At 67.6% G+C, this 13,029-nt stretch carries 12 protein-coding genes; 5 read left to right on the forward strand and 7 right to left on the reverse strand.

Going from position 1 to position 13,029, the window contains the following annotated elements:
• Positions 1–64: 64 nt before the first annotated feature.
• From HNP02_RS26780 to HNP02_RS26795, 4 genes are read right to left on the reverse strand one after another with little or no spacing between them, the layout of a single operon-like run.
• Positions 65–1,264 carry an NAD(P)/FAD-dependent oxidoreductase gene (locus HNP02_RS26780; protein WP_184443657.1) on the reverse strand — a complete coding sequence of 400 codons (1,200 nt, stop codon included), beginning with the start codon at positions 1,262–1,264 and terminating at the stop codon, positions 65–67.
• Between the two features lie 32 nt (positions 1,265–1,296).
• A complete protein-coding gene (locus HNP02_RS26785) occupies positions 1,297–2,421 on the reverse strand; it encodes a PrpF domain-containing protein (protein ID WP_221318057.1) in 1,125 nt (374 codons plus the stop codon).
• A gap of 23 nt (positions 2,422–2,444) precedes the next feature.
• Positions 2,445–3,323, reverse strand: coding sequence for a fumarylacetoacetate hydrolase family protein (locus HNP02_RS26790; RefSeq protein ID WP_184443658.1), 879 nt, complete (start codon positions 3,321–3,323; stop codon positions 2,445–2,447).
• Positions 3,320–4,387 carry a cupin domain-containing protein gene (locus HNP02_RS26795; protein ID WP_221318058.1) on the reverse strand — a complete coding sequence of 356 codons (1,068 nt, stop codon included), beginning with the start codon at positions 4,385–4,387 and terminating at the stop codon, positions 3,320–3,322. The genes HNP02_RS26790 and HNP02_RS26795 overlap by 4 nt, the downstream gene beginning before the upstream one ends.
• Positions 4,388–4,599: 212 nt before the next feature.
• Here HNP02_RS26795 and HNP02_RS26800 point away from each other — a divergent pair, with 212 nt between their 5' ends.
• The 5 genes from HNP02_RS26800 (at position 4,600) to HNP02_RS26820 (ending at position 9,852) form a co-directional block, all read left to right on the forward strand.
• The gene (locus HNP02_RS26800) at positions 4,600–6,264 is read left to right on the forward strand and encodes an FAD-dependent monooxygenase (RefSeq protein WP_184443659.1); all 1,665 of its coding nucleotides are present in this window, start codon (positions 4,600–4,602) and stop codon (positions 6,262–6,264) included.
• A gap of 99 nt (positions 6,265–6,363) precedes the next feature.
• On the forward strand, positions 6,364–7,152 hold the full coding sequence (locus HNP02_RS26805; RefSeq protein ID WP_184443660.1) for an SDR family oxidoreductase: 789 nt from the start codon (positions 6,364–6,366) through the stop codon (positions 7,150–7,152).
• Positions 7,153–7,172: 20 nt separating this feature from the next.
• Entirely contained in the window at positions 7,173–8,369 is a 1,197-nt protein-coding gene (locus HNP02_RS26810) for a cytochrome P450 (protein ID WP_184443661.1), read from the forward strand.
• 55 nt (positions 8,370–8,424) lie between these two features.
• Positions 8,425–8,616 carry a ferredoxin gene (locus HNP02_RS26815; protein ID WP_375373711.1) on the forward strand — a complete coding sequence of 64 codons (192 nt, stop codon included), beginning with the start codon at positions 8,425–8,427 and terminating at the stop codon, positions 8,614–8,616.
• A complete protein-coding gene (locus tag HNP02_RS26820; protein WP_184443663.1) occupies positions 8,617–9,852 on the forward strand; it encodes a CaiB/BaiF CoA-transferase family protein in 1,236 nt (411 codons plus the stop codon).
• 24 nt (positions 9,853–9,876) lie between these two features.
• Here HNP02_RS26820 and pcaD read toward each other — a convergent pair whose 3' ends face one another.
• From pcaD to HNP02_RS26835, 3 genes are all read right to left on the reverse strand, one after another.
• Entirely contained in the window at positions 9,877–10,671 is a 795-nt protein-coding gene (gene pcaD, locus HNP02_RS26825) for a 3-oxoadipate enol-lactonase (protein WP_184443664.1), read from the reverse strand.
• Entirely contained in the window at positions 10,656–11,441 is a 786-nt protein-coding gene (locus HNP02_RS26830; RefSeq protein ID WP_184443665.1) for an enoyl-CoA hydratase-related protein, read from the reverse strand. Before HNP02_RS26830 ends, pcaD begins: the two co-directional genes overlap by 16 nt.
• A gap of 153 nt (positions 11,442–11,594) precedes the next feature.
• Positions 11,595–13,004, reverse strand: a complete 1,410-nt coding sequence (locus HNP02_RS26835; RefSeq protein WP_184443666.1) for an aldehyde dehydrogenase family protein — start codon at positions 13,002–13,004, stop codon at positions 11,595–11,597.
• Between the last annotated feature and the right edge of the window lie 25 nt (positions 13,005–13,029).

The raw sequence follows: 13,029 nt of genomic DNA on the forward strand, positions 1-13,029 counted from the left end.
CGACTGACTCGCACGCTGAGTACGCAATGGTGCAATAGTAGCGCCATTGCCACCGCGGGGACCCTCAGCCCGCCGCGGCCGCGCAGGCTTCATCGAACGAGACGTCGCCGGCGACCAGCTGGGAGCGGTAACGCGTGGCACGCGCGGCGGCGTTGCAGCCCGCGACAGCGACTAGCTGCGCGTTTCGCCCGTAGAGCGCAAGCCACGATCCGCGCCGTGGATCGTGGCCGACGACCTTGACGAAGTCCGCCCCGCCCGGCCGCCCCAGTACCTGAATTCGCTTGCCATATTGGTCCGACCATACATACGGGACCGGCGCAGCCTGGGTGTCGCAGCCGGTCCCGGTGATCTGCTCGGCGACGATGCCCGCCTGCTCGCGCGCGCTCGTCCAGTGTTCGTGGCGATGTGCGGCGCCGGTCCTGTCCGTCCAGGTGGCGACATCGCCGATGGCGTAGATCCCGTCCACGGCGGTACGGCCGACACAGTCGCAACGAACCGAGCCGTCGACCACGAGCCCGGTCCCGTCCAGCCAGCCCACTGCCGGGACCGCGCCGAGTCCGGCCACGACGACGTCGGCGTCCTCGTATGTGCCGTCCGCGAGGTGTACCCGCTGGCCTGAAGCCAGCTGTTGCACCCGTGTGACGGCGGTGCCGCACCGAAGGTGGGTGCCGGCTTCGTGGTGTAGGCCGGCGAGGAGCGAGGCGACCTCGGAGCCGAGTAAGGCCTCGAACGGTTTTCGCGCCGCTTCGATGACGACGGCGGACCGGCCGAGAGCCCGTGCGCTGGATGCCACCTCCGCGCCGATGAAGCCGGCGCCGATGACCGCGACGCGCTCGGCGCGGGCGAGAGCGCGGGCGAGCTCGACCGCGTCGGCGAGCTCACGGATCGTGTGGATCCGGCCGCTGGAAGCGTCGGCATGGAACGGCCGGGCGCGCGCGCCGGACGCGATGACGATGTGCGTGGCCGTGAGCGCCTCCCCGTCGGTGAGTTCGACGCGCCGCGCGGCGGTATCCAGGCGCATCGCCGTGGCGGAAGTCCGGACTTCGATATCGAGCGAGGCGTAGTGCTCGGGCGGGTGGAAGGCGATCTCCTCGACATTGTCAGCGCCGGTCAGGATTCCCTTGGACAGTGGAGGGCGGTCGTAGGGGACTGCCGCCTGCGAGTCGAGGACGACGATCGGGCTCTGGTAGCCGAGACGCCGCAGCTCGGTCGCGGCGCGGATGCCGGCCACCGAGCCACCGACGATGACGGTTCTGGTGCTCACGCGTAGCTCCTATACGACTGAAGATGGATGAATCAAACGAACACCTGGCCGGTGAACAGGCGGCGGGCAGTACGGAACGAGGTGGCCGACACGGCGTGCCACTGACCGTCGCGGGCTTCCACGTCCGCCTCGACGGGGACGATGCCCGCGGGCGTCCCGACCAGCAGCCCGGAGTCCGACGCTTCGCACAGCGTGGCGGCCACAGTCTTCGGCACCCGCGCGGCCACGGCGAGGCACAGTGCGCCGGTGCCGGGGACGGCGCGGTGTGGCTGGCCGTTCGAGACGAAACGGGCCGACAGGTCGTAGGCGCCGCCGTCGACGGTCTGCCCGTCCGATGTGGTGTAGCTGCCTGGCGGACCGAGCACGGCGATGAACGGTGTCAGCGGGCGGTTGAGCGCCTCTTCGATCGATCCGGTCAGTCCCATCGCGACCGAGGCGTGAGTCCGGATCCTGCCGAGCGCCGCGAGTGCGTCCGCGTCGACATCGAGTTGTTCGGGTGGCTCCGTCCCGGTGAGACCGAGATCCGCGGCCCGGACGAACACGCACACGTTGCCCGCATCGACGATCGAGATGGTGAACGTGCCCAGCGGCGTCACCAGCTCGTCGGTGGGCGAGCCGGTCGGCAGCAGCATCCCCGTCGCCGCCCCGCCCGGGTCGAGGAAGTCGAGCCGGACCGGGGCGCCGGTGCCGCCAACGCCGGGGATCGCGAAATCACCGTGCTCGACGGCCAGCCCCTCGCGCACCGTGAACTCCGCGCGCACGAGTTTGGCAGTGTTGGTGTTGTGCACGAGGACCGATGCGTCGCCGTCGGGCCGTTCGATCAGCCCGGCGTGCAACGCGAACGGCCCGATCGCTGCGCTCATGTTCCCGCAGTTACCCGAGTAGTCCACTAGACCGCGCCCGATCTGAACCTGGGCGAAGGTGAAGTCCACGTCGGCCCCGGTCCGCTCGGAAGGGCCGACGACACACACCTTCGATAGCGAGGACAAGCCGCCACCCATGCCATTGAGTTGGCGGCCGTAGGGGTCTGGGCTGCCCATTGCGTTGAGCAGCAACGGATCCCACTCGCCTCGGTCGTCGGGCAGGGCGTCGCGCCGGAACATCAGCGCCTTGCTGGTGCCGCCGCGCATGAAGGTCGCGGGCAGAGTACCGGTCACGAGTGCTTCGTCCCGTTGCCGGCTCAGAAGGTCCGCGGCGACGCGTGGGCGCGCTCGATGACCGGCAGTGTCATGGCGCCGATCCGGTCGATCGCGATCTCGAGCTTGTCGCCGGCGGTGATCGGCCCGACACCGGACGGCGTACCGGTGAGGACGACGTCGCCGGGCCGCAATGCCACGACCGAGGAGATGATCTCGATCGCATGCCAGACGTCGACGATCATCTGGCTGGTGTGGACCGATTGGCGTACCTCGCCGTTGACCGACAGGCGGCTGGTGAGATCGTGCGGGTCGCCCACCTCGTCGGCGGTCACCAGGTACGGGCCGATCGGCGTGAATGTCTGAAAGGACTTCCGCATGGAGCGGTCCTCCTGCCTGCCGTCCGGATCGATCCGCATCGTGGCGTCGACGGCACAGGTGTAGCCGAACACGACTCGCTCGGCCTCCGCGGCCGGAACCTCGAAGGCGTTTGCACCGATGACGACGGCCAGCTCGCATTCGTGGTCGAAGCGGCGCCGCGACCCGTGCGGCAGCGTGATCTCGTCGCCCGGTCCGGCCAGGCTGCCCGGTGCCTTCAGGAAGAAGCCCATCTCGTTGGCGGTGCGCTTGCCGCTGACGGTCATCGCGCCGATCTCGCCTAGGTGCTCCCGGTAGTTTCCTGGCAGCGCGAACACGTGCCGCGGCGAGGGGGAGCACTCTCGAAGCCGCACATCCGCCAGCGGGGAACGGGCGCCGTGGCAGGAGGCGACAGGATCCTCGAGATCACTCCAGTGCTCGATCAGCCAGTTCATGCGCTCGCGGGGAACGAGGTCCAGTTCGGCGGGAAGAGCGCCCGTCACGTCGCGGACCGAGTCGTTTTCCACGACGCCGACGCGATAGTCTTCGTAGACAGCGAGTTTCATGCGTTGCCGTTCTCTTCGCGGTACAGCCCCAGCTTGTCGAGCGCGGGGATGTCGTCGACACGGAACAGCGAAGCTTCGCTGTCGTAGGGGTTTTCGTGGTGGTGTCGCGCCCACGGAGGCACGCTGAAGAAGTCGCCCGCGGTCCATTCGAATTGCTCGCCGTCGACGACGGTGACACCGGAGCCGGCGATCACCCAGTACACCTTGCTGCCGGTGTGCCGCTGCCGCGCTCCACGGAAGCCTGGGCGCAGGATCTGCCGCTTGGCACCCAGAGACACCAATGCTGGCCCGCCCGTGGTCGGATTCACGTACTCGGTGAGCACGTCATCGACAGGGTCGGCGGGCAGCCCCTTCGCCAGCTCCAAGGCCTCGAGCGCCCGGGCCTGCGGATAGGCGAGCAGCGGGTTCACCGGTTGTGGCGGGAGTTGCCGCCCCGCGCGCAGCAGACCGCTGCCGAAGGCACGGAACGACGGGTCGGGCACCGGCAGCGTGTCCTGGACGTCGCGGTCGTAGAGTTCGAAGAACGTCGCGTGCAGGGACCGGACCAGGGAAATGTCCAGTACGTCGATCCAGATCATCGGCTCGTCGCCGCGATGCACGTGGTCGTGCCACGTCCAGCCGGGGGTCAGGACGAGGTCACCCGCATTCATCTCGTAGGTCTCGCCGTCGACGGTGGTCCAGCAGCCGCTGCCGCGCATGATGAAGCGGAACGCCGTCGCAGTGTGACGGTGCGCCGTCGCGACCTCGCCGGGCTGGATGTACTGGATCGAGACCCAGAACGTGGGTGTGGTGCCGAACTCGAGTCCCGGGTTGGCGAGTTTGAGGGTGCGCCGCCCGCCGCCCTTCTCGAGAGCGAGGTGCTGGTCGAGTTCGTCGACGACGGTTTCCAGGTCGCTCCAGCGCCAGTGCACCGGGCGCATGGGGGAGGACGGCGTCGAGGTGAACAACGGGCGGTCGGCTGGGGTCTGGATGCGAACGTTCAGTGCTGACAGCGCCTCAAAGTAAGCCGGATCGGGCTCGGGGCCGTCGGCGACGGATGCGTTGGCACCGGCTTGTTGCGTCACGCCCTACTGCCAAAAGGTTGGGCCATAGGGATTTTCTACGCTGCGCAACGTCCACTGTCAAACAGCTTGCGCTATTGACAGGTCATTGGTTGGACCATATTGTCGAACTCCATTGCGGCCGAGCGTCAGCGCGTGGTTCGCAAACCCCCGTTCGACGATGCAGAAGCTCGCTACAGCTCCAGTCATAGCGAGGATTCAAGTGAGGTGAGGTCATGACTGACAAAGCCGTCGAGGTCCCTGTCCTGATCGCCGGGGCAGGCCCGGTCGGGCTCGCCCTGGCCGGGGATCTCGGGTGGCGGCGAGTGCCGTCCTTGCTCGTGGAGAAGCGGTCCGGGCGCATCGCCCAGCCCAAGATGGACATGGTCGGTGTTCGCACCATGGAGTTCTGCCGGCGCTGGGGAATCGTCGACTGGGTCGAATCCGCCGGTTACAACCGTGCCTACCCACAGGATTGCGCGTGGATGACCAGCCTCAACGGCTACGAGTTCGGCCGAGAGCCGTTCCCAGCGCCGCAGGACGAGGCGCTGCCGCCGCAGAGTCCGCAGAAGCGTGAGCGCTGTCCGCAGAACTACTTCGATCCGGTGCTCACCCGCTTCGCACGGCGGAGCGGGCTGGCCGAGATCCGCTACCGCACCGAGCTGGAGTCCTTCGAGGACGCCGGTGACAAGGTCGTCGCGCACCTGCGCTCGACCGAGACCGGCGACGTGACGACCGTCGAGGCCCAGTACCTCGTCGGCTGCGACGGAAGTGACAGCTTGGTTCGCACTTCGCTCGGCATCGAGATGTCGGGTAAAGGGGTGCTCAGCTACACCACCAACGCGATCTTCCGCTACGACGGCCTCGAGCGACTGCACCGTCTCTCGCCCGCATACCGCTACATCTTCATTGGTCCCGAAGGCACGTGGGCAACGCTCGTCGCGATCAACGGCCGTGATGAGTGGCGGTTCTCGTTGATCGGCGACAGCACCCAGAAGGAGCCGACCGAGGCGGACATCCACGCCGCGATCGTCCGAGCGGTGGGACGTGAGTTCGACTTCGAGATCCTGTCCATCCTGCCGTGGGTGCGTCGCCAGCTGGTGGCCGACCGCTACCGCGATGGCCGCGTGTTCATCGCAGGCGACGCGGCTCACCTGGCCTCGCCGACCGGTGGTTTCGGCATGAACACTGGTGTCCTCGACGCGGTCAACCTATCGTGGAAGCTGGCCGCCGTCGTGCAAGGCTGGGGTGGCCAGACGCTGCTGGACAGCTACGAGATCGAGCAACGCCCCGTCGCGATCCGCAATGTGAACGAGGCGGGTGGGAACCTCGACCGCATGCTCTCTCCGGACATCGCCACGCCAGATCCCCTGATCTTCAGCGGCGACGGTGCGGATGCCGAGTGCGCCCGTCGTGAGTACGGCGAGCACTACACCGAGACGATGAAGCGCGAGTGGTTCAGCATCGGCATCCACCTCGGCTATGTGTACGAGGGCTCGCCGATCGTCGTGCCGGATGGATCTGCGGCACCGGAGATCACGGTATCGACTTACATCCAGACGGCACGACCAGGCTCACGGGCGCCGCACGTCTGGCTGGGGGAGCAGTACAGCATTCTGGATGAGTATGGCTCCGAGTTCGTGCTAGTGAGCTTCGCTGGCGCCGCCGGCACGGACGGCTTCGTAGCGGCCGCAGACGAGGTCGGTATGCCGTTGCGGGTCCTGGAGGTGGACCACGCCGAGGCCGCGGCACTGTATGCCGCGGCTTATGTGCTCGTCCGTCCTGACGGTTCGGTCGCCTGGCGGGGCGACAGGTTGCCTGAGGATGCGCGCGCGGTGCTCCGCGTGGCCTGTGGCGCCACGAGCGACAGCGACGTGGCGCCTGCCGGGGTGGTGGCCTGAGTGCCGTGCAAACACTCGTTGGTCCTGCCTTGAACTACGGACTTGACAACAAAAATCATTGGTTGGACCATTAAAGAGCCTCCTTCGGAAGGAAGTTTCGTGCCTCATTCATTTCGTCCCGTCGACCGCGTGGTGGTGGTGACCGGCGCCGGCAGCGGCATAGGCCGCGCGCTTGCCGTCCACGCGGCGACCGAGGGCGCACGCGCGGTTGTCGTCGTCGACCGCGATGAGGACGACGCCCGAGCCACCGCCGAGCTGGTGGCTGCCGTCACCGAGCCCCGTGTGATCGGCATGGACGTCTCGGACGAGGCCGCGGTCGCCGCGGCCGTCGAACAGATCGAGCGCGAGATCGGGCCCATCGACCTGTGGTGCTCGAACGCCGGTGTGCACTGCGGTGCAGGGCTCGGTGCGGCGGCCGACTGGGATGTCTCGCTCGGCGTCCACGTTCGCGCGCACGTCCACGTGGCACGGCACGTCCTACCACGCATGGTCGAGCGCAGCCGTGGCTGGATTCTGGTGACGGCGTCGGCGGCAGGATTGCTCAGCGACGTCGAATCGGCGCCCTACGCAGTCACCAAGCACGCAGCCGTCGCACTCGCGGAATGGCTGTCGATCCGGCACGACGCCGACGGAATCGGCGTGTCCTGCCTCTGCCCCCAGGGCGTCCGGACCGCGATGAACAGCTCCCGCCGCGACGGCCGGACTGGGTCGGGGACGAACTACCTCGAGCCACGCGAGGTTGCCGCTGCGACCTTCGCGGCGCTGGCCGAGGGGACCTTTCTGATTCTGCCGCACCCCGAGGTCGCGTCATACGAGCACCGGCGCACGGGCGACCGCGAACGCTGGCTGGCCGGTATGCGACGGCTGGCAGCCCGGGTGCCCACGTGACGAACCGAAATGGAGGATCGATGACCGACGTCGAACTGCACTACCCGATGAGCCGGACCTGTCCGTTCGACCCGCCACCGGCGTACGCCGAGTTGCGTGAGGCCGATCCGTTCACTCGCGTCCGGCTCTGGGACGGCAGCACACCGTGGCTGCTCACGCGCTACGACGACATGCGGGTGGCGCTATCACACCCGAAGTTCAGTGCTGAGCCGTTGCGCGAGGGATACCCGCACGTCTTCGAGGGACGGATGGTGGCCGACAAGGCCGACAAGTCCTTCCTGCGGCTGGACGCGCCCGAACACGACCGACTGCGCCGAATGGTCACGCGGGAGTTCACGGTCAAGCGGGTCGAGGCCCACCGCCCGTTCATCCAGGGCATCGTCGACAGGCTGATCGACCGAATGCTGGACGGACCGCGCCCGGTGGAGTTCGTGGAGGAATTCGCTCAGCCGTTGCCGACCGAGGTGATCACGCAAATGCTCGGTGTTCCGTACGAGGATCACGACGTCTTCCACCGGGCCACGCGAACGCAGTTCGGCTCGAACTCGACCCCCGAGGAGGTACGCGCCTCGCTCTCGGAACTGATGGGCTATCTGGACGAGCTCATCTCCCGCAAGCAGCGCGAGCCGAAGGAGGACATCCTCAGCCGTCTCGTGGTGGAGCAGCTCGAGCCCGGTTACCTCGACCGCGGTGCGATGCTCAACATCACCCGCCTGCTGCTGAGTGCCGGACATCAGACGACGCAGAACATGACCGCCCTCGGCGTCCTCACCATGCTCCAGCACCCGGAGCAGCTCGAGGCGATCAGGCGGGACCCGGGTTTGATTCGCGGCGCGGTCGAGGAGCTGCTGCGCTATTCGAGCATCCTGCACGTGGGCGCCCGCCGCGTCGCGCTCGAGGACATCGACGTCAACGGTCACCTCGTGCGGAAGGGCGAGGGCGTCATCTGCCCCATTCCCTCGGCCAACCGCGACGAGAACCTGTTCCCGGACCCCGACCGGTTCGACATCGAGCGAGACGCCGCTCCGCACGTGGCGTTCGGCTACGGCATCCACCAGTGCCTCGGCCAGGTGCTCGCCCGTGCCGAGCTGCAGATCGTGCTGCGGACCCTGTTCACCCGCATCCCCGGCCTGCGGCTCGCGGTTCCGTTCGAGGAGCTGCGTTTCCGCCACGACATGTTCGTCTACGGCGTCCACGAGCTTTCCCTCACGTGGTGAGCCGGCCCGCCGGACCTCGCTCGCCATTCGATCCAGTCAGGAGACCACAGTGCACGTGACCATCGACGACAAACGGTGCATCGCCGCCGGGCAGTGCGTGCTCAACGCGCCCGCGGTGTTCGACCAGCGTGAGGAGGACGGCATCGTCGAGTTGCTCGACGACGACCCGCCGCCGGCGCAGCACGAGGCCACTCGTCTCGCGGCCCGCCTGTGCCCGGCCGAAGTCATCACCCTCGGGGAGGACTGAGTGGCCACCGAAACCGCGCGCGCCCTCGATGGGGTGCGCGTGCTCGACCTCACGCAGTGGGAGGCCGGTTCCATGTGCGTGCAGTCACTGGCGTTCATGGGTGCGGACGTGATCAAGGTCGAGCGGCCCGGCGTCGGCGACTCGGCTCGCATCGCCTCGGTCGACAGCGCCGATGCCGACTCGCTCTTCTTTCTCGTCCTCAATTCCAACAAGCGTTCGGTCACCCTGAACCTGCACACCGAGCGGGGCCGCGAACTCCTGGCCCAGTTGGTCAAGCACGCCGACGTATTCGTGGAGAACTTCGCGCCGGGAACGATCGAACGCCTCGGCTTCGGCTACGACCGCCTGCGCGAGCTGAACCCACGCGTCATCTTCGCCTCCGTCAAGGGATTCTCGAAGTTCAGCCCGTACCGCGACTTCAGGTCCTTCGACGCGATCGCGCAGTCGGTGGGCGGCGCGGTGGCGTTCACGGGCGAGCCGGGCGGGCCCCCACTCAAACCGGGTCCGACCTTCGCAGACACCGGCGCCGGGTTGCATTTGGCGGTGGGCGTGTGCGCGGCGCTCTACCAACGCGAGTTCACCGGTCAGGGCCAGCAGATCGAGGTGGCCATGCAGGACGCAGTCATGAACTTCTGCCGCATGACCTACGGTCGTCACCAGATGACCGGCCGACCGGCCGAGCGGGTGGGCAACGGCTCGCCCAGCAGCACCTCGGCCCCGTCCGGTCTGTACCCGTGCCTCGGAGGTGGTCCCAACGACTACGTGTTCATCTACACCGCTCGAGACGAGGTCAGCGGCAACCAGCAGTGGCGGCGCCTGTTGGACACCATCGGGCGCGCCGACCTCGACGACGACCCTCGCTTCGTCACCCCGGAGGCGAGGTTCGGCCACCGGGACGAGGTCGACAGGATCCTGGGGGAGTGGACCGCGCTGCACGACAAGCGATTGGCGATGGAACTGCTGAACAAGGCAGGCGTCCCGGCAGGTGCGGTGTTCGACAGCGGTGACCTGATCAACGACGCGACCTTCTACGACAGCGGCATGCTCAATACCGTCGAGCACCCGGTCCGTGGACCCGTAGTCCTGCCGGGTTGGCCGGTGCGCATGAGCGCGTCTCCGAGTCCGGTCATCACCTCGCCGCCGCTGCTGGGCGAGCACACCGAGGCCGTACTGTGCGAGGTCCTCGGCATGACACCCGAAGCCGTTGCGCCACTGCGGAAAGACGGCACGGTCTAGAGCGCACGGCGTGACCCGCGGCGCCTAAGGGGCGAGCCGGCTCATCAGAGTCAGGATCGCCTCGGTCACAGGTTCGGGTCGCTCGACGTTGATCAGATGCGCGCCGGGATCCAGGATCGTCACCGTCGCGCCGCGAATCGTCGCCGTGATTCGCTCCGAATGCTCAGGTGGTGTGCCCGGGTCCTGGCGTCCGACGACAACCGACGTTGGGACTTCGATGCGGTCGAGCTTCGGCAGCAGGTCCATCGCCGCGATCGCTTCGCACCCACCGGCGAAGCCGTCGGCCGTGGTCTCGATGATCTGCCCGCGTACCCACTCGACGACATCGGGATGTTTCGCGGAGAACTCCGGACTCAACCAGCGGGGCAGGAAGGCGTCGGCGATCCTGCCGATGCTGCCGGCTTCTCGCACTTCGGCAGCACGTTCGCGCCACGCCTCGGCCGGTGTGAGCTCGGCCGAGGTCGCGCAGAGCACGAGGCCGGTGACCCGGGTCGGCGCGTGCTCGGCCAGCCACATCGCGACCATGCCGCCGAGCGAGAGCCCCACGTGGATCGCGTCGGCCACTCCCAGCGAGTCCATCATGTCAATGACGTCGCCACCGAGATCGTCCAAGGTGTATGGACCCGCAACGCTGGCCGACTGCCCGTGACCACGGTAGTCATAGCGCACGACCCGTGCGCCAGCGGCGACGAGTGGTCCCGTTTGGGCATCCCACATCCGCAGTGCGCATCCAAGTGAGGTGTGCAGAACCACGGTGGGGCCGCCGTCCGGACCGTCGACTACGTGGTGCACCTGCACGGCTGCTACCGACCGGTCCACTGCGGGGGACGACGTTCTTTGAACGCGAGAGCGCCTTCGGCGGCGTCTTCGGTCGCCTGCAGCCGGGCCTGGATGGCGTCGGCGAGTGCGTAATATCCGGCCGGCGGCGGGCTGGTCAAGGTGCGCAGCAGCGCGAGGGTGGCTGCGCCGGCGAGGGGAGCACCTTCGCAGATCCGCGCTGCGTATTCGTGGGCGAGGGCAAGGACGTCGGGTCCCACCGCGTTGACCAGACCGAGCCGGACCGCCTCGTCGGCGGTGATCTGCCGCCCCGTCAGCGCGAGGTCGGCGGCGAGGGCGGGCGGCAACGCACGAGCCGCGAACGGAAGGCAGTCACCGCCAGCGATGAGCCCCCGTTTGACCTCGGGTAGCGAGAACTTGGCATTCGGTGCGGCGACGACGATCTCGCATGACAACGCGATCTCGAAACCGCCGCCAAAGGCGTACCCGTTGACCGCTGCGATGAACGGCTTACTGCGCTGCTTGCGGACGAAGCCGCCGAAGCCGAAGGGTTCGATGACCGCACGCGGCTCACCCCGTTGCCGGGCGCCGAGATCGGCGCCCGCACTGAACGCCACCGAACCTGCGCCGGTGACGATGCCCACCCAGGTCTCCGGATCGTTCTCGATCTCGTCGACGGCAGCCATGAGCTGCATGGCGGAGGCGAGGTCGAGCGCGTTGCGCACCTTCGGACGATCGATCGTGATCGTCGCGACGTGCCCCTGACGATCGAGTCGGACAGCGCTCTCCACCGGGTCGCCGATTATGGTCACGGGTTGCTCCTCATACGACTGTGCCAAACAGGACCAGGCAATTATATAAATGGTTGGGCCTTTAAATCAAGACGTCAAAAGCTGAATCGCGTCGTCTGACATTCTTGATGTTCAAAGGCTGATCCAAAGGAAGACCGACCTGTGAGGCAGGCGTCAAGCGCAGGTCTTCGAGACGCTGACGATCTGCACCTGGGTGTACTCCTTCATCCCCTCGATCCCGTTCTCGCGGCCGATGCCGGACTGCTTCGCGCCGCCGAACGGGATGTCCGGGGGAAGGTCGATGAGCCGATTGACCCACACCGTTCCGGCGACGATCCGCGCCGCCACTGCGGTGGCGCGTTCCTGGTCGGCTCCCCACACGGTGGCCCCCAACCCGTAACGGCTGTCGTTGATACGGGCCACCGCGTCGTCGATCGAGTCGTACGCGAGGATCGGCAGGACGGGCCCGAACTGCTCCTCGCGCACGATCTCGTCGTCGTCGTCGACGCACGTGACGATCGTGGGCGCGATGAAGTATCCGTCGCTCTGCAGCGGGGTCCCGCCCGCGATCACCTCGCCGTCCCGTCGGGCCCCATCGATCATCGCCAGCACCTTCTCGAACTGCGTGCGGTTCTGGACCGGCCCGATCTGGGTGGTCTCGTCCATCCCGTCGCCGACCACGGCCGCCATCGCGAGTTTCGCGATCTCGTCGCAGAACGGCTCGTACACGGCGCGAGGTACGTAGACCCGTTTCGTGGCCAGGCAGACCTGACCCGCGTTGAGCATCGCTCCGGCGAAGACCTTGCCGGCCACCGTGGGCACATCGGCGTCCGGCAGTACGAGGGCCGCGTCGTTCCCGCCGAGTTCGAGGGTCAGCCGCTTCAGGGTCGGCGCCGCGCTCGCCATCACCTTCGACCCGGTCGCCGTGGAACCGGTGAACCCGACCTTGGCGACGTCCGGATGCGAGGTCAGGTAGTTCCCGAGATCGTTGTCGTCGACGACGATGTTGAGGACGCCGGGCGGTAGGGCCTCGGCCGCCAGCTCTCCCAGCAGGCAGGTTGTGAGCGGGGTCGTCGGCGCCGGCTTGGCGACCATGGTGTTCCCGCTCGCAAGCGCGGGTGCCACCTTGCCGATGAGCAAGCTGAAGGGAAAGTTCCACGGGGTAATCGCGGCAACCACGCCGAGGGGCCGCCGATACTCGACGATCAACTCGTGGTCGGTGTCCCGCAGGACCACCGGCGCGAGGTGCTGTTCGGCGAAGAAGCGCAACCGCGCCAATCCGCTGTTGATCTCGGCGCGGGCCTGTGCCAGAGGCTTGCCCTGTTCCTGCGTCAGAAGGCGTGCCAGGTCGTCGGCTCTCTGCGTGACCAGGTCCGCCAGCGCGGTCAGACACGCGCCGCGCGCCGATTGATCCAGGCCGCGCCATTCGACCCAGCTGCGCTTGGCTGCCGCGATCGCCTCGTCGACCTGGGCCCGGTCCGCGCGCGCACACGACTCGAATACCCGGCCGGTCGCCGGGTTGATGACCGCCAAAGTGGCGGCGCCGTCGCGCAGCTGCCCGTCGATGAGCATCCGAAACGTCATTGCAAACCTTTCCCGATCGTGCCGA

Source organism: Mycobacterium sp. AZCC_0083 (genome assembly GCF_014202335.1).
GTDB lineage: Bacteria > Actinomycetota > Actinomycetes > Mycobacteriales > Mycobacteriaceae > Mycobacterium.